The organism is Mycobacterium shunyiense (genome assembly GCF_058270075.1).
Map to the genome: position 1 here is coordinate 18,241 of NZ_JBZDPU010000037.1, position 21,386 is coordinate 39,626.

Below are 21,386 nucleotides of genomic sequence, written 5' to 3' on the forward strand. Positions count from 1 at the left end.
CATGGCCTTCGACCCCGACCTGGCCAACCGCATCCGCGAGCTGACCGCCTCCGAGGGCGGTCTCGACGAGAAGCGCATGTTCGGGGGGTTGGCGTTCCTGGTCAACGGCAACATGGCGGTGGCCGCGACCCGGGAAGGCGGCCTGATGGTGCGGGTCGCGCGGGACGACGGCGAGAAACTGCTGCAACGCGAGCACGTCGAGCCCATGGTGATGGGTGGCCGGGAGATGCGCGGCTGGCTGCGGGTCGCCGGCCCCGGCGTGAAGACCAAGCGGCAGCTCCAATCGTGGGTCGCCCGGGGTATCGACTACGCCAAGAGCCTGCCGCCCAAGTAGTTTTCGGGACGCCGACCAGAATCGCCATTAACATAGAGCCCGCCTGACAACGACGGGGGCGCACTTCTCATGTTGACCGCAGTACGCAAGATTCTCGGCTTTCAAATGACCATCGCCGAGTGGATCGGGACCGCCATCATCCTCGCGGTCCCCTATCTGCTCATCGGCCTGATCTGGTCGCTCACCCACACCAGCCACCTGGCCGGCATGCACGGGGCCGACGCCGTGGTGTCCTTTCTGGGCTCCATCGTGTCCTGGCCGGTGCTGCTGTTCACCAACGTGTGCATGGCCTGACGGGGAGAGTGCGCATGACCTCCACCTCTGCGAACCGGATCTCGATCACCCGGCGAACGTCGCGCTGGTCCGACGACGACGTCACCATCGCCGATGCGATGGACCTCTGGGGCTTCGCCGCAGGCGCGGCCAACGTGATCATGCAACTGTCCGCGCCCGGCGTCGGCTACGGCGTCGTGGAGAGCACCGTGGATTCGGGCAATCTGCTCAAACATCCGTGGAAACGGGCCCGCACCACCCTGAGCTATCTGGCGGTGGCCATCCTGGGCAACGCCGAGGACCGGGCGGCGTTCCGCGATGCCGTCGACACCGCGCACCGGCAGGTCCGTTCCGGGCCGGCAAGCCCAGTGCAGTACAACGCCTTCGACCGTGACCTGCAGATGTGGGTGGCAGCCTGCCTGTTCGTCGGGCTCGAGGATGTCTACCAACTGCTGCGTGGCGAGATGACCGAAGCGCAGGCCGAGCAGTTCTACCACTCCGCCGCCACACTGGGCACCACCCTGCAGGTCGACGAGCAGCAGTGGCCGCCGACACGGGCCGATTTCGACACCTACTGGGATACCGCCTGCGCGCAGGTGCAGATGGACGATATGGTCCGGCAATACCTGCATGACCTCGTGGATCTGCGGATGATAAACCCGTTGCTGCGCATACCGTTCCGGCCGCTGCTGAAGTTCCTGACCGCCGGATTTCTCGCGCCGGTGTTCCGGGACGCCGTCGGCTTCGGTTGGGGCCGCGGACGGCAACGGTTGTTCGAATGGCTGTTTCTGGCCGTGGCGTTCGGCAATCGGTTCCTGCCCGTGTTCATCCGGCAGGGCGGCAGCTATCTGCTGCTCGCCGATGTGCGCCGGCGGGTGGCGGCCGACAAGGCGCTGATCTGATGCACCGGATTCACCGGATCCTGGGCCACAAGCTCAGCGTCGAACAGGTGCTGGAGACCTTGATGTGGCTGGCCCTGCCCTACCTGGTGATCGGGCTGGTCTGGACGTTCTTCCATCCAGAACAGGTGCAGCTGATCGAGTCGAGTCTGCTGACCAGATTCCCGGCCGGGGCCGACCTGGTGGCCTTCGGCCAGGTGACACTGCTCTGGCCGGTGCTGTTATTGGGCGCCGACGTGTGCGTCGCGATGTGAGCGCAGCAGTCGCGCGCCCACGGCAGCGATGAACAGCCACAGCATTGCTCCGACAACCCAGACCGGCACGTAGTTGAACGTCTCGGGGTGCGCGGCGGCGCCGGCGCCCATGTAGGCGAGGACCGCCAGGATCGCGACCCCGGTCGCCGCCGACACCACCGCCCACACCCGATCGCCGATGCTCGCGAAATACCTTGCCAACACGAAACATCCGCACGTCATGGCCAGGAAGCCCAGCCCGCCGGCCACGCCGTGGATCTTTGCCGAGGTGCTCATCACATCGACCCCGGGATAGCCTTGCGGCGCGTCCGGCGGAAACCCGAACGCCGGATCAGTGGGGTTCAACCCCGCCACTACACCGGCAAAAAGTCCGTAGAGCATCACGCATACCGCCGCGACCCGGCCAGACAGCACACCCGGGGAGGCGCGCCAGATCCCCGCTCCGAAGGCCATCAGCAGCAGGCCGGAGACGATGAAGTTCGTCGTTTGAACCCAACCCCAATCACCCAGGGCCAGAGTAGAATTGGCGTGCCGCGTCAGATCGAAGCCGGGACGGGTGAACGCCACGATGAGCGACACCGTCGAGATCAGCAATCCAGCGGCCACTCCGGCGGCGAGCAACGACGTGGTGAATCGGGGCGCCGCCGGGCGCGCGTCGGGAGTCACGGAAAGTCGACGCTACCGTTCCGGCCTCGACGACAGTTGGCTAGGGTCTTGCGTCGTGAAGGCTTGCCTCGTCCGCTGTGCAATCTTTGGAGTCGCCGCCGCCGCGCTCACCGGATGCACGTCGGGAACCGTCGTAAACACCGACGATGCCGCCGCGCCCCCACCGGCCAGCACCACCGCATCACCGCCACAGTTCGGCACCGCAAACCTGGTCAACGCCGCCGAGTACGCCATCGAGGTCGACGGCCGCAAGGGCTATTACTTCAGCACCCCGAGCGGGCGCTGGCAGTGCGCGATCCTGCCCCGCGACCGCGCCGGGTGCCAACCGGCCGGTGGCACCTCGACGATGAGCGTGACGGGTGCCCCCGACACGGTGCCCGATGCCACGGGCGCTACCGCGGCACCGAATGCCCTTGTCCTCGACCGGGACACCGACGCGCATTTCGCCAACCTCGCGCAGCCCGATTTCGCGCAGTCGGCCGCGGTCGTACTGCCGTTCGGCAAGGTGCTCGCGGTGGCGGGATTTCGCTGCAACGTCCAGGAGCAGTCCGGGGTGTCCTGCGTGCGGGAAGTGACAGGCCGAGGTTTCACGTTCTCTGCCGAGGGCTACACCCTGCACTACACAGACGTCCCCTAGAGATGACAGATGATCAGGATCGGCACCTCTGGCTGGTCGTACGACCACTGGAACGGGGTGCTCTATCCACGCGGCACCCCGGCCAAGTCCCGGCTCGCCCACTACGTTGACGAGTTCGACACCGTCGAACTCAACGGCAGCTTCTACCGCTGGCCCGCGGATGCGACGTTCACCGGGTGGCGCGACCAGATGCCCGAAGGTTTCACCATGTCGGTCAAGGCGCAGCGCGGCCTGACGCATTACCGGAGACTGCGGTCGCCCGAGAGCTGGACGCCGCGGTTCGAGAAGTACTGGCAGCTGCTCGAACCGCACAACGAAGCACTGCTGGTCCAGCTTCATCCGGCGATCGAGCGGGACGACGAGCTACTCAGCGGTTTCCTTGCCCAACTCCCGCGCCCGATCCGGGTGGCGATGGAGTTGCGGCATCCCTCCTGGCACGAGCCTGCGGTGTATGGGCTGTTGGAGAAATACGGCGCCGCGTATGTCGTGATGAGCGGTCCCGGCTTGACCTGCCGGGCCGTGACCACCAGCGACCTGGTGTACGTCCGCATGCACGGCCCGGCAGACGACGGCCTGTACGCCGGCTGCTACTCCGACGACCAGCTGTCGGAGTGGGCCCAACAGATCCAGCAATGGGACCGCGACGACCACCGCGTCGTCGTGTATTTCAACAACGATCTCGGTGGCCACGCGGTGCGCAACGCCCGAAAGCTGAGGCTGCTGGTCGCCGGCGAGTAGGCTGGACCGATATGACAACGTCGTCCACAATTGCGATCGTCGGCGGTGGCCTGGCCGGAGCCAAGGCCGCTGAAGCACTGCGGGACAACGACTTTGATGGTCATGTTGTGCTGTTCGCCGCTGAGGACCACCTGCCCTACGAGCGTCCGCCGCTGTCCAAGGAGTACCTGGCCGGCAAGAAGACGCTCGACGATTTCACCGCCGATCCGGCGGCGTGGTACCGCGACCACAACGTCGAACTACGGCTGGGAACCGAGGTCGCCGCCGTCAACGCGGCCGAGCACACGCTTGCACTACCTGACGGCACCACCGTCGGCTACGACAAGCTGCTGCTGGCCACCGGGTCCGCCTCACGGCGACCACCGATCCCCGGAGCCGACGCCGCGGGCGTGCACTATCTGCGCACCATCGACGACGCCGCAGCCCTGAGCGCGGCCCTGACCCCGGGTTCGTCCCTGGCCATCGTGGGGGCCGGATGGATCGGACTGGAGGTCGCCGCCAGTGCGCGCGGCCGCGACGTGAAGGTCACCGTGGTCGAGGCCGCACACCTGCCGCTGCTGGCGGCGCTGGGCGCCGAGGCCGGTGAGGTGTTCGCGAAACTGCACCGTGAACACGGAGTCGACCTACGCCTGGACCAATCGGTGCAGGAGATCACCACGGACAACGGCACCGCCACGGGACTGCGGCTCGGGGACGGCTCGACCGTCGCCGCGGACGCGGTCCTGATCGCCGTCGGCGCGGCACCCAACATCGCACTGGCCGAACAAGCGGGGCTGGCCATCGCCGACGGCGGGGTGCTCGTCGACGCGTCGCTGCGCAGCAGCGATCCCGACATCTACGCCGTCGGCGACATCGCGGCCGCGCAACATCCGTTCTTCGGGGTGCGAATCCGTACCGAGCACTGGGCAAACGCGCTCAAGCAACCCGCGGTGGCTGCCGCGGGGATGCTGGGCAAAAGCGCCGAATACGACGAACTGCCCTATTTCTTCACCGATCAGTACGACCTCGGCATGGAATATGTCGGCCATGCACCCGAATATCAGCGCGTCGTTTTCCGCGGCGACGTTGCTGGGCGCGAATTCGTGGCTTTCTGGCTCGACGCCGACAACCATGTTCTGGCGGGGATGAACGTCAACGTGTGGGATGTCCTTGACGACGTCAAGGCGCTGATCCGATCGGCCGAGCCGGTCGATCCCGACCGCATCGCCGACCCGGCGCAGCCGCTGTCGATCCGGTAGCTGCGGGCACTTCGCCCACTGGGTGGGCGAAAGCCCTGCGGCGCAACAAGTTTCTCGCGCGGTCAGGGGTACGCGCTAACGTGCATGGAACACGTGCCCGGCATCAACCCGTCCGCGTGCAAAAAGCGACGACGGCAGGAAGGTGAGCAACCGGTGAATGTCACGCCCGACGACCTGACCGGCACCGAGCAGGCGGTCCTGCTGGTACTGATGGCCGAGTCCCGTCCGGTGGCCAACGCCGAGCTGGAGCGGCTCGGGCCCAAACTCGACAAACCGAAACGCGACCGGCTCAACCGGTTGGGCCTGATCGAGTCCACCGGAGCCCGGCCGCTCGTCCATGAGCTGACCGACACCGGATGGGCGCTGTGCCGATCCCTGTTCGGCACCGACGCGCCGGCCAGGTCCACCGGACAGGGCAAGGCCCTGTACACGCTTCTTGGTGCGCTGCACCGCTACTTCGAACACGCCGACCTCGTTCCCGCCGACGTGTTCCTGCCTGCCGAGGTGCCCGCCACGGCAGCCGCGCCTGCGCCCGCGGCCGGTCCCGAAATCCAGCTGCGTACCGCCTATGCCGGGCTGACCACCCGGCCCGGCGGCTGGGTGAGTCTGCTGCGGCTCCGTCAGGCCGTGCCCGGGCTGCCCCGACCCACCGTCGACGCCGCGCTGATCAGCCTCTACCAGCAGCCTGGCGTCAGCCTGATCCCCGAGGAGAACCAGAAGGTGCTCACCCCCGCCGACCGCGAAGCCGCGGTGGAGATAGGCAACCAGGACAAACACCTGATCGCGATCGAGTCCTGATGGAGTTACAGCATCGCGAAGCGCTCAGCGCGCTTCGCCTGACCTGGGCACCGACCGCCGACGATCTGTGGCATTCGCAGGGCGCGCTCCACGTGCGCGGGCTGCACGACCGGCCGATGGCCGACGTGATGGCCGCCTTCGGCGATGCCGAACGCGAAACCGACTCCAGCCCGCTGGGTGTGGTGGTGCGGGGCCCGGCCGGATCCGGCAAGACCCATCTTCTCGGCCAGGTGCGCGAACAGGTGCAAACCGGCGGCGGCTTCTTCTTCCTGGTCGAACTGCTGGATGCCGCCAGCTTCTGGCAGTCCGCCCGCTCAGGGATCCTGGAGAGCCTTGGCCGGCCGGGCAGCGAGCGCGAGACCCAACTCAAAGACCTGCTGTGGGAGCTGTCTTCGGTGGCCCACATCTCCCGGGCCAGCCGGCGGGCCGTGATCGGCGACGACGACCTGACGCCCGAGATCCTGAACGACTTCGTCAACGCGCTGCACAAGGTCCACCGCCACACTGTCAAACGCGCCCACCACACCCTGCGCGCCCTCGTGCTGCTCGGTGCCGGTGACCTCGAGCTGCAGGACATCGGCGAGGCCTTCCTGACCGGCAGCGGCGAAAGGGAGTCCTGGGGGCTGCCCGCACCGACGCTCACCGCGCAGGAATCGGTCCGCGACATCTCACGGCTGATCGCCCTGGCCGGGCCGTCGGTCCTGGCGCTCGACCAGATCGACACGCTGCTGGCCCAGTCCACCGAGCGCACCGACACTGCCGACGCGGGCCCCGACAGAACTGCGGGCAACACCGATCTCGAGCACATCGCACACGGCCTCATGTCGATCCGGCAGACCATGCGTCGCACCGTCGGCGTGGTGGCCTGCCTACCGGCTGCGTGGGAAGCCATCCAGGATCGCGCCACTGCCACCGTTCAGGACAGGTTCCGCACCACCGCGCTGCTGCAGGGGCTGCCAACACCAGACGTCGGTCGCGCCATCCTGGAACGCCGGTTCACCGCCAGCTACGCCTCGATCGGGTTCACCGCGCCCTACCCGAGTTGGCCGATCCTGCCGGCAGCATTCGACGAAGCCACCCAGTACACGCCGCGTCAACTGCTCAAACGTGCCGACACGCATGTCCGCCGGTGCCTGGACCGCGACACGATCGAGGAGCTCTCCAGTCTCACCGCTGAGGCTGCCGGCACGCCCGAAACCGGCTCGGGCGGCGCTGCCCAGGGCGACACCGGCGAACTGGACCGCCGCTTCGCCGACTACCGGCGCCGCGCCGTGACGGTCGCTGCGCTCGACCCCGACGGCGAGGACACCACCATGCCCGGCCTGCTGTCGGCGGCGCTCGACGCCTGGATCACCGAACTCGGTGAGGCCGGGCAGGCGTTCCGTCCCGACCCGCTCCCGGGTCAACGGGTGGTGCTGCACGGGCGGCTTCGCCAGACTCTCGACGCGACCACCGACGACGAACGGCACTGGGCATTCCGCGCCATCTCGTCCGGCAACGCTGTCGCGGTGCAGAACAGGATCCGGAAAGCTTGGGAGGCAACCGGTTTCAATCCAGACCGGCGCCAGCTGTTCCTGCTGCGCAACACCGCGTGGCCCAAGGGCGCCAAAACCACGGTGATGATCGCCGAGTTCGAGGCGGCCGGTGGACGGGTGCTGCCCATGAGCGAGGACGACGTGCGCACCATGACCGCGCTGCGTGACCTCATCGACGACAACCACCCCGACCTACCCGATTGGCTGCGCCGCCGCCGTCCGGCCCACGGGATCGGCTGGCTGCGGGCCGCCCTCGGAGACATCGCGGGTGATCCTCCGCCACCGGCCCAGATCGATGTGGACGCCGAGCTCGCGACCGGACCCATACGTGTGCAGCCGCCCGCGCCGGCGATCGAACACTCGCCTACCGCGGTGACCCTCGGCCTGGACAGCCCAGGCGGGTGTCCGGTGTCGGTCGACCTGGCCGCGCTGCGCAAGCACACCGCCATCTTCGCGGGCTCCGGGTCGGGGAAGACCGTGCTGATCCGCCGGCTGGTCGAGGAGTGCGCGCTGCGGGGCGTCTCGTCGATCGTGCTCGACCCCAACAACGACCTGTCCCGGCTGGGTGCCCGCTGGCCCGAGAACCCGCCGGGGTGGACGCCGGCGGACGACGAGCGCGCCGACGCGTATTTCGACAATGCCGAGGTCGTGGTGTGGACTCCGCGCCGCTCGACGGGACGCCCGTTGTCGTTCCAGCCGCTACCGGACTTCGCCAGTGTCATCGACGACGACGACGAGTTCGCCGACGCCGTCGAATCTGCCGTCGCCGCCCTCGAACCCCGCGCCCTGATCGTCGGGAGCACGGCCAAGGCCGAGCGGTCCCGCGCGGTGCTGCGGGAGGCGCTGCGCTACTACGGGGCGAGGCCCTCGACCAGCCTGGACGGCTTCATCGACCTGCTCGCCGACCTGCCCACCGAGGTCAGCGCCCTGGGCGGGGCGAACAAGCTGGCCGCCGAGTTGGCCCAGAACCTGCGCGCGGCGACGGTCAACGATCCGTTGTTCGGCGGCGCCGGCGCCACAGCCGACCCGGGGGTGTTGTTGACACCGTCGCCGGGCTACCGGGCTCGGGTGTCGGTCATCAACATGGCCGGCCTGACCAGCGACCAGCAACGCGAAGGATTCGTCAACCAGTTGCAGATGGCGCTGTTCGCCTGGATCAAACGCAACCCGGCCGGTGACCGGCCGTTGGGCGGATTGCTGGTGATGGACGAGGCGCAGAACTTCGCCCCGTCCAGCCATACGACCGCGGCGACACACAGCACCCTGGCGCTGTCGTCGCAGGCCCGGAAGTACGGGCTCGGGTTGGTGTTCGCCACGCAATCCCCGCGCGGTCTGCACAACCACATCCCTGGCAATGCGACCACGCAGTTCTATGGTCTGCTGAACTCCCCCGCCCAGATCGCGGTGGCCCGGGAGATGGCCCGGGTGAAGGGCGGCCACGTGCCCGACATCAGCAAGCTGCGTTCAGGCCAGTTCTATCTGGCGTTGGAAGGCAATGCCTTTCACAAGATCCAGACTCCCTGGTGCCTGTCCTACCACCCGCCCAGCCCACCGACCACCGACGAGGTGCTGGCGCTGGCCGCTCAGAGCAGGGTCGCGCTGCCGTCGGCGTGAACCCGCACCGTCGCCCCGGCGATGTCGGATGTCATGGTCGCCGCTGCCTGTGACTCGTCGACGATCCGGGCCAGCGTACGTCCGTCATCGGGGGTACGCACCGCCAGGAAGGCGCGCTCCGCGGTGCCGTCGCGACCGACCGGCGTGGTCCACGATTCCACCGTGCCGGTGCCCGTGAACTCCACCTGCAGTGCCCGGGTGGGCTCGGCGTCGACCTCGGACTGCACGTCCTGCCAACGGAATTCATGAGTCGGTGGCTCTGTGCCGTACACCCCGAAACTGTGTTTGGTGAGGTAGCCACCATTGGCGGTGATCAGCCCCCGGGCCCCGGGATTCGCCACGAGTTTCTCGGCCATCGTGGCGATCGAATGGGACACGTAGTTGTTCCACGGCCCACCGGCGAAAGTCAGCCCGCCGGTGACCGTCAGCGGCCGGGCCGGATCGGCCAGCGGCAGACCGATTTCGGCCGCCGCCACCTGCACCGCCGACGGGAAGCAGGAGTACACGTCGACGAAGTCGACCTCGTCGACGCCCACTCCGGCCAGTTCGAGAACGCGCCGTCCGGCGATCCGGATCGCCGGCGACTTGTAGAGCTCGGCCCGCTCGCCGATCGCGTAGGTATCGTGCGAATCCGTTCCGGCATACGGGAAAACCCAACGGTCGGTGGGGATCTGAAGATACGTTGCCTTCTCGACGGTAGTCAGGATCAGCACCGCACCCTGGTTGACCATGTTGTTCGAGTTCATCAACTTGGTGTAGGGCCAGCTGATCATCCGGTTGTCCGGGCCCGGCTGCCAGATCTGCTCGGCAGGCACCGTCTCCCGGCTCCAGGCGTGCGGGTTGTCGGCCGCCACCGCACTGAACCGAGACCACAACTCGCCGATCCGCCTGCGGTGCTCATCGCTGGTCTCACCGGCCGCGATCCGCAGTGCCTGCTCGAACATCGGATACACGTAGGCCGGACGGTCCAGATTGATCCGGAGCTCGGCCTCACCGGCCATCGACACGCCCTCGTGCGCACCCGGCGCCTCCGGCACCGATTCGTCCTGACGGGTCCAGTCCGGCTTGGTCCCGAGTTTGCGCAGCCGGCTTCGGGTGCGCCAGGTCTCGGCTCCCGCGATCAACACCACCTCGGCCCGTCCGCCCTGCAGGTCCAGACAGGCCTCGTTCACCAACGACTGCGGGACGTTGCCGCCCACCCCCGTATAGCGTGTCGCCGCCTTGCCGGCCCGGATGCGTTGCGCCAACAGCAAACCCGGATCCCGGTAGTGCCAGGACAGCAGGTTCACGATCCGCACCGAGTCGACAACCTCCAGCACCCGCGGATCTGCGGCCTCCCGGGCGGCCGCGACCATCAGATCGACCGGCTCGACATCCGGATTCTCCGCCCGGTGGTTGACCTGGCCGTAACCGACGAGGACCGGAGTGCGTGGGTCGACCGTGCTGCGGACGGGCATGCTGTCGAACCTAACCGACGCGAACGCGACTGCGTCGACGGTGCGCTTCGCGCGGCGTTGGTTGAGCGGTACGAATTCGGGTACCCGGAACGCGCGCACCATTCACCGACAACCGCCACTATGGGGACATGAGCGACGCGACTGGATCACCGGCACTCACCGACACAGAACTCGAGCAGCTCAACGCTTACTGGCGGGCGGCGAACTACCTGTCCGTCGGCCAGATCTACCTCCTGGACAACCCGCTGCTCGACGAACCGTTGACCGCCGAACACGTCAAGCCGCGACTGCTGGGCCACTGGGGCACCACCCCGGGGCTGAACCTGCTGTACGCCCATCTCAATCGGATCATCCGGGAACGCGACGCGAACATCATCTACGTCACCGGACCCGGTCACGGTGGCCCGGGGCTGGTGGCCAACGCCTACCTGGAAGGCACCTACAGCGAGGTCTACTCCGCCATCGGGCAGAACACCGACGGACTGCGGAAACTGTTCCGCCAGTTCTCGTTTCCCGGTGGGATACCGAGTCACGTGGCCGCGGAGACACCCGGCTCCATCCACGAGGGTGGCGAACTCGGATACGCCCTGGTGCACGCCTATGGGGCCGCGTTCGACAATCCGGACCTCGTGGTGGCCTGCGTAATCGGCGACGGCGAAGCCGAGACCGGACCGCTGGCTGCCAGCTGGCATTCGAACAAGTTCCTCAACCCGGTCGTCGACGGCGCGGTGTTGCCCATCCTGCATCTCAACGGCTACAAGATCGCCAACCCCACAGTGCTGTCCCGGATTCCGCAAGAGGAACTCGAATCACTGTTGTACGGCTACGGCTACCGGCCCATCACCGTCGCCGGGGACGACCCGGCCAACGTGCACCAGCAGCTGGCCGCGGCCATGGACGAGGCGTTCGATCAGATCGCCGCGATCCAACGTGCGGCCCGTCTCGACGGGGAGGCGGGCCGTCCACTGTGGCCGATGATCATCCTGCGCACCCCCAAAGGCTGGACGGGTCCGCATGAGGTGGACGGCAAACTGGTCGAGGGCACCTGGCGCTCGCATCAGGTGCCGTTGTCGGAAACACGGACCAACCCGTCGCACATGGCTCAGCTCGAGACATGGCTGCGCAGCTACCGACCCGACGAACTGTTCGACGCCGACGGCGCGCTGCGGCTCGATCTCCGGGCCCTCGCCCCGTCGGGCACCCGGCGGATGAGCGCCAACCCGCACGCCAACGGCGGCCTGCTGCTGCGTGACCTCGACCTGCCCGACTTCGCCGACTACGCGGTCACCGTGGAGAGCCCCGCCACGGGCACCGCGGAGGCCACCCGCGTGCTCGGCACATTCCTGCGGGATGTCATCGCGAACAATCCGGACCGCTTCCGGCTGATGGGTCCCGACGAGACCGCCTCCAACCGCCTGGCCGCCGTGTTCGAGAAGACCGACAAGACATGGCAGGCCGAGACACTGCCCGTCGACGAGAACCTGGCCCCCGACGGCCGGGTGATGGAGGTGCTGTCCGAACACCTCTGCCAGGGCTGGCTGGAGGGCTACCTCCTCACCGGACGGCACGGGCTGTTCAACTGCTACGAGGCCTTCGTCCACATCGTCGACTCGATGATGAACCAGCACGCCAAATGGCTGTTCAGCAGCTCGCACCTGACGTGGCGCCGGCCGATCGCGTCACTCAACTACCTGCTGACCTCGCACGTCTGGCGTCAAGACCACAACGGCGCGTCGCATCAGGATCCTGGCTTCATCGACCACGTCGCCAACAAGCGCCCCGAGGTGGTGCGGGTGTACCTGCCGCCGGACGCCAACACGCTGCTGTCGGTGGCCGACCACTGCCTGCGCAGCCGCCAGTACGTGAACGTGATCGTGGCGGGCAAACAACCGGCCCTGACGTATCTGACGATGGACGAGGCCATCGCACACTGCACCCGCGGGTTGGGGATCTGGGAGTGGGCCAGCAACACCACCGGCGAACCCGACGTCGTGCTCGCCTGCGCCGGTGACATCCCGACCCTGGAGACGCTGGCGGCGGCCGACATCCTGCGTCGCCGGCTCCCCGAGGTGAAAGTCCGGGTGGTCAACGTCGTCGACATCATGCGCCTGCAACCCGAGTCCGAACACCCGCACGGCCTTTCCGAGAGCGAATTCGATTCGATCTTCACCACGGACAAACCGGTCATCTTCGCCTATCACGGCTACCCGTGGCTGATCCACCGGCTGGCCTACCGCCACACCAACCACGACCAGCTGCACGTGCGCGGGTTCAAAGAGCGGGGCACGACGACCACACCGTTCGACATGGTGATGCTGAACGACCTCGACCGCTTCCATCTGGTCATGGACGTGATCGACCGGGTCGACGGGCTGGCGGTCAGGGCCGCCGGGCTGCGCCAGGAGATGGTCGACGCCCGGCTGGCGGCCCGCAGCTACACGCGCGAGCACGGCGAGGACGATCCGGCGATCTCGGACTGGACCTGGACTGCGGGGTGATCACCCGTTGTGACCTGGGTAATTGCGCCGCACCGGTACGATTGCGACGTTATGTCTGATCAGAGCGCCGTGGCCGCGCACCCACATCCGCTGGTGGCCCAGCTCTCTGCGTTGCATCACTTCCGCATCTATGCCGACATCGGCATCGTCGTCGTCATCCTCACGGTGACCAACCTGATCGCGCACTTCACCACCCCGTGGGCCAGCATCGCCACGGTTCCGGCCGCCGCGGTCGGCCTGTTGATCCTGGTGCGCGCCCGAGGCCTGGGCTGGGCCGAACTAGGGCTCGGCCGCGAGCACTGGCGCGCGGGTGTGGGCTATGCGCTGGGCGCCGTCGCACTCGTGGTGTCGGTGATCGCAATCGGGGCGGCGCTGCCGTGGACCCGACCGATGTTCATGAACGACAACTACGCCACCGTCTCCGGCGCACTTCTGGCGTCGATGGTGATCATCCCGCTGCAGACCGTGATCCCCGAGGAACTGGCGTTCCGCGGTGTCCTGCACGGAGCCCTCAACCGGGCCTGGGGTTTTCGCGGTGTGGCCGCCGGCGGTTCGCTGCTGTTCGGTCTGTGGCACATCGCCAGTTCGCTCGGGCTGACGAGCGAGAACGTCGGCTTCACCCGACTGTTCGGCGGCGGCGTGTTCGGCATGATCGCCGGTGTCGTACTCGCCGTGATCGCCACCGGCGTCGCCGGCTTCGTGTTCACCTGGCTGCGCCGGCGCAGCGGCAGCCTGATCGCGCCGATCGCCCTGCACTGGTCGCTCAACGGCGTCGGTGCACTGGCCGCCGCCCTCGTGTGGCACCTGTCGACCTAACTGCCTGCGCGTCTGCGCGCTCTGAACTCCCGGTTCTTCAGCATGTTCCCGCAGCTGGACATGTCGCACCAGGTACCGCCGTGGTTGCGGGACCGGTCATAGAACGCCCACGTGCATTCGTCGTTCGCACATGCCTTCAGGCGGGCCCAGGTACCGTCCCGCTGCGCGTCGCGCATCACCAGCAGCAGCTCGAGCAGGCGCTCACCCACATTCTCGCCTGCGGCTGACAACTCCACCTGCCCGTCGGGGGCCAGGTCGACCTTTGCGGTCGAGGTATCGGTGAGCGCCTTCAGTACCGCAAGGTGATCGGCCTGCGGTGCCGGGCCGCCGCTGTGGTGGATCAGCAGCGCACGCAGCGCCTCGCGCACCTTTCGCACCAGGTCGAGCTCGGCTTCCGTCGGGCTGGCACCGGCAGCGAGCAACCCGTTGGCGACCAGCCACGGTGTTGCGTCGTCGGGATGGGCGAGGCGATCTGTTCCGGCAGGCAGTTCGATCGTGTTGACCAAGGCCTGGATCCGGGCCAGCGGCCCGGGCGCGGGTTTGGTCTCGGTGTCGCCGATCCACCTCGTCGTCATGACACCAGCGTACCGCCGTGACCGCTAAATTGGTTTGACTAGTCACTCGTGACCGGCGTACGGTCTTAGATAGTCATGATCAACGGACTCGGGCACCACGGAAACTACGAGGTATCGCCATGAACGACAACCGAATTTCTGCGACATCGGCGCTCACACCCCGTCGTGCACCCGTCCCCCGCCGCCCGTCCATCCGGGCCCGCCTGACCGCACGGATCCGATCCGGCCGCCTCGATGCCATGCTGGCCGTCGGCACCCCGACACCTCCGGGAAGCGCCATCGCGGCCCGCGCCGCACGACTCACGTCGATCACCGAGCGCGTAGCCATCGCCCGGGTGTTACGCCGCTGCGTACACGAGAGCGCCAACGACACCATCGTCTGGTCGTCACGAATACCGTTGCACCGAAAGAACATTGCTGCAGCCGAGACGACGATCGATGCCATCACCCTTCGGCTGCATGCGCCGCTGCCGGTCAATGCGCGCGGGATGGCCCGACTCAACAGGGTGATCAACGACGGGCTCGGCCCTCTGTACGCCTACGGCCACGGCGATCTCGACGGTCGGCTGGGCGCCGCGCTCGCGGCGCTCTGAAGGTCTCCGCTACCCGCGGAGCACCGCCGCGCCCGCGATGCGGCCGGCACTCAGGTCGGCCAGCGCCTCATCGGCGCGATCCAGGGCGTACTCGGGTGTACTGACCGCCATCCGGTGCGCACCGGCGAACGCCAGGAAATCGCGGGCATCGGTGCGGGTATTGGCGGTCACCGAGCGGATCTCCCGCTCCTGGAACAGGTGCCGTTGATAGTTCAAGGCCGGGATGTCGGTGAGGTGGATGCCCGCGATCGCCAGGACGCCGCCGCGATCCAGGGCCGCCAGCGCAGGCAACACCAGATCCCCGACCGGGGCGAAGAGGATTGCGGCATCCAACGGCTCTGGCGGCATGTCGGCGCTGCCCTGCACCGACGACGCGCCCAGCGCCAGGGCGAGTTCGCGAGCCCGCTCGCCACGGGTCATCACATGCACGCGGGCCCCCTGCGCCAACGCCACCTGCGCCGTCAGGTGCGCGCTGCCGCCGAAACCGTAGAGCCCCAACCGCCCAGCCGACGGTAGGTCGGTGCGCAGCAGGGCGCGATAGCCGATGATCCCGGCGCACAGCAGCGGCGCCAGCTCGACGTCGGAATATCCGGTCGGTAACCGCAAGGCGAATGCCGCCGGGACGGTGGTGAAGTCGGCATAACCGCCGTCGGCATCCCAGCCGGTGTAAAGCGAAGACGGACAGAGATTCTCCCGTCCGCGCAGGCAGTAGACACACTGCCCGCAGGTGTGCCGCAGCCACGCCACACCAACCCGATCACCGACGGCGAACCCGCCACCCGCATCGGCACCGACCGCGACGACCTCTCCGACGACCTCATGCCCGGGGATCACCCGTGGCCGATGCACGGCCAAATCCCCTTCGGCCACATGCAGATCGGTACGACACACCCCGCAGGCCAGGACCTTGACGAGCAGTTCGTCAGGCCCGGGCTGCGGGGTAGACACGGTAACCCGTTGCAGCGGATGGGAACTCATCGGACCGGGGACCACGACCTGCCAGGCCGTCATGGTCCCCGTGTCCATCATCGACGCCGGATCAGTTGCCTCTGCGCACCAGTCCGACGAGCCAGAGCAGGATCACCGACCCGAGGATGGCGGTGAAGAGGGTGAACCACCAGCCGCCGCCTCCTGTGTTGAGGAAGAAGCTGAGCAGGAATCCACCGATGAGCGCACCGATCACGCCGATGACGATGTTCATCAGAATGCCGGAGCCACCGCCCTTGACGATCTTGCCGGCGATCCAGCCGGCGATCGCACCGATGATGATGTAGCCGATCCAGCCGACGCTGGTCAGCGTGGAGGAACGAGCCAGGATTTCGGTTGCTGCCATTACATCCATTACAGGTCTCCTACCTGTCACTGGCTATGCCCAGCGGGCTCGCTGAGCCACACCCCAGATGTACCTCCCGAACGTAACAATTCGGTTGGCCAAATGGGAACGATCAGCGCTCGCCTGCGAGATTCTGGCGTTCCGCGTACCCCGGCGTCAGGCTGGGGGCTGCATCTCCGGCGGAGCGTTGGTGACCGGGACCGGCACGCCGACACCCGGGTGCGCCGGGTCGGCCGGCGGTGGCGGCGCGTTGGGGTCGGGAGCGGCCGACGCCGGCGGCGTCCACGGCCGGATCGAGTTGGCCAGGGTCGCGGCGGCCGCCTTGTCCACCGGATGGCTCGCCGAACCCAGCCAGACCACGAACCAGCGTTCCGGAGCCCGCTGTCCGCGCGGGGTGCCCGGGGCCGGCGGTGCACCGACCACGCCGGCCCAGATCTGGCCGTTGGGCTTGTTGGTGTCGGTGAACTTCACCTCGTAGTACGAGGCGACGCCGGACAGCCCGTTGGCGTCGAGCGGCACGGTCTCCTGATTCACCCGGGTTCCGGGGAACGGCATGAAGAACTCACCCATGTCGGAGGCCAACCGGACAGCTGCCTTCGCATTGTCGGCCTCGGCGCCCGCGAACAGCTTCAGGTCCAGGCGGCCCAGCAGCACGCTGGTGTCGTTCGGCGGCTCGGGTGTGCCCTCGGGCGGAAGCTTGGTCAACAACGCCTGCCCGTAGGACAACTGGGTCGCGTCGGACACCTTCCACCCGCCGGGTACGACATAGCTGAAGCCGCCGGCGGCGTTGTCCACACGGCCGGGTTCCGGCGCGGGGGCCGGGGCGGGAGCGTTCGGGTCGACCGGCGCAGGCGCGGGCGCGGGTGCGTTGGGATCGACAGGCGGAGCCGGAACCGGAGCTCCGGGGGCGGGCGCCGGGGCCGGAGCCGGCGCGCCAGGTGCAGGTGCAGGTGCAGGAGCGCCAGGTGCAGGCATGGGGGCTCCGGGAGCCGGAGCGGGCGCAGGAGCAGCCGGTGCCGGGGCGGGAGCCCCGGGCACAGCCGGGGCGGGCGCCGGGGCCGGGGGCACCGGCTCGGGATCCGCATATGCCACCGCCGGCAGCGCAACAGCCGCGGCGGTCGCGCCGGTCATCGCAACCAGCGCCAGCTTCTTCGACAGACCTCTGCGCCGATGTGACATCGCATCCGACTCGTCCATGGGGAAGAAACTACCGTGTTACGGCCGTGACGCAAGTGTGAGTTGCTCTTAGAGTGCTCAAAATCGAGATTGCTACGCACAGTGAATAACCAGGTAAACAAGCCAACGATTGATTGCTGACGCGCGGGTGTGCCGGGCGCCACGCCGGAGCTGGCAACCCGCCTCAGGACACTCCCCGCGCCGGACCCTCAACAGGTGATTCGGACCTGCGTATGCCCGCGTTACGCCGCGAACCGCGAGTCACTTCCGGTGCCCCGCCGGGTGGACGGCAACCTCCTGCGCCTTCACGGAGAAATACACCGTGTCGCCCGGCACCAGCCGCAGCTCGGCCGCCGACTCCGCGGTGATGTCGGCCGCCAGGCCGGGTGCACCGTCAGGCTGCTCATCGGCCCGCACCCGGATGCCTGGACCCCGGCTGTCGAGCTCGGCGACCGTAACCGGCACGGTATTGCGCGGACTTCCGTGCGGTTCGTCGCGGTACACCGAGACCGACGCCGGCGAGAACAGGGCGACGGCCGGTTCGCCGCGCTGCACGTCGGTTGCCGGCGTGCCGTACCAGTTCGCCTGCGATGCGGTGGTGAGCACGCCATCGGCGCCTGCCGTGCCCCCGATCAGGTTGACGCCGGCGAACCTCGCCGCGAAATGACTCTTTGGTGTCGCCAATACCTCTGCGACAGAACCACTTTCAACGATGCGCCCATCCTCCAGCACGACCACCCGGTCAGCCAGCGTCAGGACATCGAGCAGCTCGTGGGTGATCAGCACCGCGCACCTGCCGCCAACGGCCAGAACCCGGCGCAGCACCTTGCGCGTCGACGCTGCCACCGCCACGTCCAATCCGGTCAGCGGTTCGTCGAGCAGCAGGACCTCGGGATCGGCGGCCAGTGCCCGGGCCAGTGCCACCCGCTGCGCCTGGCCGCCCGACAGCCTGCGAGGTCGCCGGTCGGCCAGATCGACAGCGTCGACCTCGGCCAGCCACCGGCGGGCGGTGTCGGAGGCGGCCCGGCGGCCGACCCGGCGTCTACTACGGGCACCGAATGCCACGTTGGCCAGCACGCTCAGGTGCGGAAACAGCAGCGGGTCCTGCAACAGCAAGCCGACCCGGCGGTCGTGCGTCGGCACCTGCACGCCGGCCGCGGTATCGGTCAGCACCCGGTCCCCCACCCGCACAGTCCCGGCGTCGAGGCCGACCAGTCCGGCAATCGCGTGCAATGTCGTCGACTTTCCCGCGCCGTTGGGGCCGAGTACCGCCAGCACCTCACCTGCCGCCACATCGAATTCCAGGTCCAGGCCACGGTTTTCGACGACAGCACGCACATGAAGCGTCATGTCCATCCGCCCGCCCGCAGCCGGCGACTGCCCAGCCCGACGACGACCACCGCCGCCACCGCCACCAACAGCACCGACAACGCCACGGCGGCATCGGCGTCGCTCTCGCGCTGTAGATAGATCTCCAGCGGCAAGGTGCGGGTCACCCCCTGGCGCGACCCCGCGAACGTCAACGTGGCACCGAACTCGCCCAGGGACCGCGCGAAGGCCAGGACAGCCCCTGAGACCAGGCCAGGCCCCAGCAGCGGCAGCGTCACCCGCCACCACACGGTCCCCGGCGACGCGCCAAGCGTCGCCGCCACGACCTCGAAATCGGTGCCCGCGGTGCGCGCAGCGCCCTCCAGCGAGATGACCAGGAACGGCAGCGAGACGAAGGTCTGCGCGAGCACCACCGCCACCGTCGTGAACGCGATGTGCACCCCGGCGGCCTCCAGGTAGCGGCCCACCAGCCCGAGCCGCCCGAATGCGTACAGCAGCGCGATGCCACCGACCACCGGCGGCAGCACCAGCGGCAACAGGATCAACGGTCGCACGATCCGGGTGACCGAACCTGAGCTGCGGGCCAGCACCAGGGCCAACGGGACCCCGAACAGCACGCACAATGCCGTGCTGGCCAGCGACGTCTTCAGGCTGAGCGTCAACGCCGCCGTGGACGACGGACTGGAGATCAGCGACCCGAACTGCGGCCAGTCCACCTTTGCCACCATCGCCACCAGGGGCAGCACGACAAAGATCGTGCCCACCGCGGCAGGGACATAAATCCAGCGCGGAAGACGTGGTGAATTCGTCACGATGCGGCCCCACCGACCACGTCGACGCAGGTCGCAGCGCTGGGTCGGATCATCTCGGCAACCTTATGCGAGCCGTCCCTGGGCGCGCCGAGTTTCCTGACCTAGCTACTGTCCAGTAACATTGGCCGATGGTCGCCCCCGTCCGGTGCGGTGACCCCCAGGTACATGGAGGTACATCATGGCGGAGGTGCTGGTCACCGGCGGCGACACCGAACTCGGCCGCGCGATTGCGGCAGGTTTCCTCGATGCCGGCCACAACGTGATCATCGCCGGCGCCCGCCGCGAGGATCTCGAGTTGACGGCCAAGCAGCTCGACATCGCCTCGATCGTGTTCGACAACACCGATCCCGCCAGCGTCGAGACCGTCCGCACGCAGTTCCCCCACCACCTCGACACCCTGGTCAACGTCCCCGCCCCGCAGTTCGAGGCCAAGGACCCCCGCACCTTCACGCTGGCCGATCAGGCCACCGCCTGGCGCCACGCCCTGGATGCCACCGTGATCTCGGCCGTGCTGACCGTGCAGATCGTGGGTGACCAGTTGCGCTCGGGCGGTTCGATCGTCAACGTCGTGCCCGCCAGCCCGCGCGAAGGCAGCATCGAGGCCGCCGTCAAGGCAGCCCTCGGCGACTGGACCGCCGGTCAGGCCGCGTACTTCGGCACCCGCGGTATCACCGTCAACGCCATCGCTCCCGGCCTCTCGGCCGAGCCCGGCTACGACGGCCTCGGCGCCACGCCGCCTTCGGTCGCCGACGAGTTCGCCCGTCTCGCAGTATTTTTGAGCACGCCGGCAGCTCGCCACATCACCGGGCAGACGATGCACGTCAGCCGGGGTTCCATGGCAACCCTGGGATAGCGCGCTAGGGTCGGAGAAGTGACAATCCGACTCGGACTCCAGATCCCCAACTTCTCCTACGGCACCGGCGTTTCCGAACTCTTCCCGACCGTCATCGCCCAGGCACAGGAAGGCGAGGCCGCCGGCTTCGACTCCGTCTTCGTGATGGATCACTTCTACCAGCTCCCCGGTCTGGGCACCCCGGACCAGCCGATGCTGGAGGCCTACACCGCGCTCGGTGCGCTGGCGACCGCGACGCAGAATGTGCAGCTCGGCACCCTGGTCACCGGCAACACGTACCGCAACCCGACCTTGCTGGCCAAGGCGATCACCACGCTCGACGTGATCAGCCAGGGCCGCGCAATCCTCGGCATCGGCACCGGCTGGTTCGAACTCGAACACGACAGCCTGGGTTTCGAATTCGGCACGTTCACCGAGCGGTTCAAGAAGCTCGATGAGGCGCTGCAGATCATCGTGCCGATGCTCGAGGGCAAGCGCGCGACGTTCAGCGGCACCTACTACCGGACCGAGGAGGCATTCGCCGAACCTCGCTTCCGCGACCACATTCCGCTGATGATCGGCGGCAGCGGCGAGAAGAAGACGATCCCGTTGGCGGCCCGGCACTTCGACCACCTCAACATCATCGCGAACTTCGACGAGCTACCCCGCAAGCTCGATGTGATCCGGCAGCAGTGCGAGCAGATCGACCGGGACCCGGCGACGCTGGAGACCAGCATGCTGGTGATTGCGTTGATCGGCGAGCACTTCACCGCCGATGCCATCCCACCCGACTTCCAGCAACGTGCCGTGTTCGGCAGCGCCGAGCAGATCGCCGAACAGCTGAAGACCAAGCTCTTCGACACCGGGGTCGACGGGGTCATCCTCAGTCCGGTGACCATGGGCGGTTACGTGCCCGGCGGCATCACCGAGGTCGCCGACGCATTGAAACCCCTGATATCCGGGTAAACATTCGGTTCGG

Annotated in this window: 22 protein-coding genes; 14 read left to right on the forward strand and 8 right to left on the reverse strand. The window is 67.9% G+C overall.

The window, feature by feature from the left end; all coding sequences use genetic code 11:
* The first annotated feature begins 1 nt into the window (after position 1).
* From AC4ELH_RS29560 to AC4ELH_RS29575, 4 genes are all read left to right on the forward strand, one after another.
* A complete protein-coding gene (locus AC4ELH_RS29560) occupies positions 2 to 334 on the forward strand; it encodes a TfoX/Sxy family protein (protein ID WP_448447157.1) in 333 nt (110 codons plus the stop codon).
* Positions 335 to 403: 69 nt separating this feature from the next.
* On the forward strand, positions 404 to 628 hold the full coding sequence (locus AC4ELH_RS29565) for a hypothetical protein (protein ID WP_003881986.1): 225 nt from the start codon (positions 404 to 406) through the stop codon (positions 626 to 628).
* A 14-nt stretch (positions 629 to 642) separates the two neighbouring features.
* Positions 643 to 1,509, forward strand: coding sequence for an oxygenase MpaB family protein (locus tag AC4ELH_RS29570; RefSeq protein WP_498888387.1), 867 nt, complete (start codon positions 643 to 645; stop codon positions 1,507 to 1,509).
* Entirely contained in the window at positions 1,509 to 1,760 is a 252-nt protein-coding gene (locus AC4ELH_RS29575; RefSeq protein ID WP_448447153.1) for a hypothetical protein, read from the forward strand. The genes AC4ELH_RS29570 and AC4ELH_RS29575 overlap by 1 nt, the downstream gene beginning before the upstream one ends.
* On the opposite strand, the gene AC4ELH_RS29580 is transcribed toward AC4ELH_RS29575, so the two are convergent.
* Complete coding sequence (locus tag AC4ELH_RS29580) at positions 1,728 to 2,426, reverse strand: DUF998 domain-containing protein (RefSeq protein WP_448447151.1); 699 nt, start codon at positions 2,424 to 2,426, stop codon at positions 1,728 to 1,730. The genes AC4ELH_RS29575 and AC4ELH_RS29580 overlap by 33 nt on opposite strands.
* Positions 2,427 to 2,481: 55 nt before the next feature.
* Between AC4ELH_RS29580 and AC4ELH_RS29585 the strand changes: the two genes are divergently transcribed.
* From AC4ELH_RS29585 to AC4ELH_RS29605, 5 genes are all read left to right on the forward strand, one after another.
* Positions 2,482 to 3,063: a hypothetical protein gene (locus AC4ELH_RS29585; RefSeq protein ID WP_498888390.1), complete on the forward strand. Its 582-nt coding sequence runs from the start codon at positions 2,482 to 2,484 to the stop codon at positions 3,061 to 3,063.
* Between the two features lie 9 nt (positions 3,064 to 3,072).
* The gene (locus AC4ELH_RS29590) at positions 3,073 to 3,801 is read left to right on the forward strand and encodes a DUF72 domain-containing protein (RefSeq protein WP_448447147.1); all 729 of its coding nucleotides are present in this window, start codon (positions 3,073 to 3,075) and stop codon (positions 3,799 to 3,801) included.
* Positions 3,802 to 3,812: 11 nt separating this feature from the next.
* Positions 3,813 to 5,039, forward strand: a complete 1,227-nt coding sequence (locus AC4ELH_RS29595) for an NAD(P)/FAD-dependent oxidoreductase (protein WP_448447145.1) — start codon at positions 3,813 to 3,815, stop codon at positions 5,037 to 5,039.
* Positions 5,040 to 5,192: 153 nt separating this feature from the next.
* On the forward strand, positions 5,193 to 5,837 hold the full coding sequence (locus AC4ELH_RS29600) for a hypothetical protein (protein WP_448447143.1): 645 nt from the start codon (positions 5,193 to 5,195) through the stop codon (positions 5,835 to 5,837).
* Positions 5,837 to 8,986, forward strand: a complete 3,150-nt coding sequence (locus AC4ELH_RS29605) for a helicase HerA domain-containing protein (RefSeq protein WP_448447141.1) — start codon at positions 5,837 to 5,839, stop codon at positions 8,984 to 8,986. Before AC4ELH_RS29600 ends, AC4ELH_RS29605 begins: the two co-directional genes overlap by 1 nt.
* On the opposite strand, the gene AC4ELH_RS29610 is transcribed toward AC4ELH_RS29605, so the two are convergent.
* On the reverse strand, positions 8,956 to 10,443 hold the full coding sequence (locus tag AC4ELH_RS29610; protein WP_448447139.1) for an acetyl-CoA acetyltransferase: 1,488 nt from the start codon (positions 10,441 to 10,443) through the stop codon (positions 8,956 to 8,958). The two genes, AC4ELH_RS29605 and AC4ELH_RS29610, sit on opposite strands and share 31 nt — an antisense overlap.
* Before the next feature lie 128 nt (positions 10,444 to 10,571).
* On the opposite strand from AC4ELH_RS29610, the gene AC4ELH_RS29615 reads away from it, so the two are divergent.
* Both AC4ELH_RS29615 and AC4ELH_RS29620 read left to right on the forward strand, forming a co-directional pair.
* Positions 10,572 to 12,941, forward strand: coding sequence for a phosphoketolase family protein (locus tag AC4ELH_RS29615; RefSeq protein WP_448447137.1), 2,370 nt, complete (start codon positions 10,572 to 10,574; stop codon positions 12,939 to 12,941).
* A 51-nt stretch (positions 12,942 to 12,992) separates the two neighbouring features.
* Complete coding sequence (locus AC4ELH_RS29620) at positions 12,993 to 13,757, forward strand: CPBP family intramembrane glutamic endopeptidase (protein WP_064879854.1); 765 nt, start codon at positions 12,993 to 12,995, stop codon at positions 13,755 to 13,757.
* On the opposite strand, the gene AC4ELH_RS29625 is transcribed toward AC4ELH_RS29620, so the two are convergent.
* A complete protein-coding gene (locus AC4ELH_RS29625; protein WP_448447134.1) occupies positions 13,754 to 14,332 on the reverse strand; it encodes a CGNR zinc finger domain-containing protein in 579 nt (192 codons plus the stop codon). The two genes, AC4ELH_RS29620 and AC4ELH_RS29625, sit on opposite strands and share 4 nt — an antisense overlap.
* 119 nt (positions 14,333 to 14,451) lie before the next feature.
* Between AC4ELH_RS29625 and AC4ELH_RS29630 the strand changes: the two genes are divergently transcribed.
* On the forward strand, positions 14,452 to 14,925 hold the full coding sequence (locus AC4ELH_RS29630) for a hypothetical protein (RefSeq protein ID WP_110916926.1): 474 nt from the start codon (positions 14,452 to 14,454) through the stop codon (positions 14,923 to 14,925).
* Between the two features lie 9 nt (positions 14,926 to 14,934).
* Here AC4ELH_RS29630 and AC4ELH_RS29635 read toward each other — a convergent pair whose 3' ends face one another.
* From AC4ELH_RS29635 to AC4ELH_RS29655, 5 genes are all read right to left on the reverse strand, one after another.
* Positions 14,935 to 15,951, reverse strand: coding sequence for a zinc-binding alcohol dehydrogenase family protein (locus tag AC4ELH_RS29635; protein ID WP_498888395.1), 1,017 nt, complete (start codon positions 15,949 to 15,951; stop codon positions 14,935 to 14,937).
* 13 nt (positions 15,952 to 15,964) lie between these two features.
* Positions 15,965 to 16,267 (reverse strand): GlsB/YeaQ/YmgE family stress response membrane protein, encoded by a 303-nt coding sequence (locus AC4ELH_RS29640; protein ID WP_055114503.1) that lies wholly within the window; start codon positions 16,265 to 16,267, stop codon positions 15,965 to 15,967.
* 147 nt (positions 16,268 to 16,414) lie between these two features.
* Positions 16,415 to 17,455: an alanine and proline-rich secreted protein Apa gene (locus AC4ELH_RS29645; protein ID WP_448447130.1), complete on the reverse strand. Its 1,041-nt coding sequence runs from the start codon at positions 17,453 to 17,455 to the stop codon at positions 16,415 to 16,417.
* Positions 17,456 to 17,695: 240 nt separating this feature from the next.
* Positions 17,696 to 18,790 (reverse strand): sulfate/molybdate ABC transporter ATP-binding protein, encoded by a 1,095-nt coding sequence (locus AC4ELH_RS29650; protein ID WP_498888398.1) that lies wholly within the window; start codon positions 18,788 to 18,790, stop codon positions 17,696 to 17,698.
* Positions 18,781 to 19,575, reverse strand: a complete 795-nt coding sequence (locus tag AC4ELH_RS29655) for an ABC transporter permease (protein WP_448447126.1) — start codon at positions 19,573 to 19,575, stop codon at positions 18,781 to 18,783. Before AC4ELH_RS29655 ends, AC4ELH_RS29650 begins: the two co-directional genes overlap by 10 nt.
* Before the next feature lie 178 nt (positions 19,576 to 19,753).
* Here AC4ELH_RS29655 and AC4ELH_RS29660 point away from each other — a divergent pair, with 178 nt between their 5' ends.
* Together AC4ELH_RS29660 and AC4ELH_RS29665 are read left to right on the forward strand one after the other, a co-directional pair.
* On the forward strand, positions 19,754 to 20,428 hold the full coding sequence (locus AC4ELH_RS29660; protein ID WP_064885613.1) for an SDR family oxidoreductase: 675 nt from the start codon (positions 19,754 to 19,756) through the stop codon (positions 20,426 to 20,428).
* Between the two features lie 18 nt (positions 20,429 to 20,446).
* Positions 20,447 to 21,373 (forward strand): LLM class F420-dependent oxidoreductase, encoded by a 927-nt coding sequence (locus tag AC4ELH_RS29665; RefSeq protein WP_064959392.1) that lies wholly within the window; start codon positions 20,447 to 20,449, stop codon positions 21,371 to 21,373.
* Positions 21,374 to 21,386: the final 13 nt, after the last annotated feature.

What these genes read in the sequence shown, in the direction of transcription:
- AC4ELH_RS29605 (WP_448447141.1), top strand. Translation starts at nt 5,837, where the DNA reads ATGGAGTTACAGCATCGCGAAGCGCTCAGCGCGCTTCGCCTGACCTGG.
- AC4ELH_RS29640 (WP_055114503.1), bottom strand. Translation starts at nt 16,267, where the DNA reads ATGGATGTAATGGCAGCAACCGAAATCCTGGCTCGTTCCTCCACGCTG.
- AC4ELH_RS29610 (WP_448447139.1), bottom strand. Translation starts at nt 10,443, where the DNA reads ATGCCCGTCCGCAGCACGGTCGACCCACGCACTCCGGTCCTCGTCGGT.
- AC4ELH_RS29575 (WP_448447153.1), top strand. Translation starts at nt 1,509, where the DNA reads ATGCACCGGATTCACCGGATCCTGGGCCACAAGCTCAGCGTCGAACAG.
- AC4ELH_RS29590 (WP_448447147.1), top strand. Translation starts at nt 3,073, where the DNA reads ATGATCAGGATCGGCACCTCTGGCTGGTCGTACGACCACTGGAACGGG.
- AC4ELH_RS29645 (WP_448447130.1), bottom strand. Translation starts at nt 17,455, where the DNA reads ATGGACGAGTCGGATGCGATGTCACATCGGCGCAGAGGTCTGTCGAAG.
- AC4ELH_RS29560 (WP_448447157.1), top strand. Translation starts at nt 2, where the DNA reads ATGGCCTTCGACCCCGACCTGGCCAACCGCATCCGCGAGCTGACCGCC.
- AC4ELH_RS29620 (WP_064879854.1), top strand. Translation starts at nt 12,993, where the DNA reads ATGTCTGATCAGAGCGCCGTGGCCGCGCACCCACATCCGCTGGTGGCC.
- AC4ELH_RS29635 (WP_498888395.1), bottom strand. Translation starts at nt 15,951, where the DNA reads ATGGACACGGGGACCATGACGGCCTGGCAGGTCGTGGTCCCCGGTCCG.
- AC4ELH_RS29650 (WP_498888398.1), bottom strand. Translation starts at nt 18,790, where the DNA reads ATGGACATGACGCTTCATGTGCGTGCTGTCGTCGAAAACCGTGGCCTG.
- AC4ELH_RS29630 (WP_110916926.1), top strand. Translation starts at nt 14,452, where the DNA reads ATGAACGACAACCGAATTTCTGCGACATCGGCGCTCACACCCCGTCGT.
- AC4ELH_RS29595 (WP_448447145.1), top strand. Translation starts at nt 3,813, where the DNA reads ATGACAACGTCGTCCACAATTGCGATCGTCGGCGGTGGCCTGGCCGGA.
- AC4ELH_RS29570 (WP_498888387.1), top strand. Translation starts at nt 643, where the DNA reads ATGACCTCCACCTCTGCGAACCGGATCTCGATCACCCGGCGAACGTCG.
- AC4ELH_RS29615 (WP_448447137.1), top strand. Translation starts at nt 10,572, where the DNA reads ATGAGCGACGCGACTGGATCACCGGCACTCACCGACACAGAACTCGAG.
- AC4ELH_RS29625 (WP_448447134.1), bottom strand. Translation starts at nt 14,332, where the DNA reads ATGACGACGAGGTGGATCGGCGACACCGAGACCAAACCCGCGCCCGGG.
- AC4ELH_RS29565 (WP_003881986.1), top strand. Translation starts at nt 404, where the DNA reads ATGTTGACCGCAGTACGCAAGATTCTCGGCTTTCAAATGACCATCGCC.
- AC4ELH_RS29660 (WP_064885613.1), top strand. Translation starts at nt 19,754, where the DNA reads ATGGCGGAGGTGCTGGTCACCGGCGGCGACACCGAACTCGGCCGCGCG.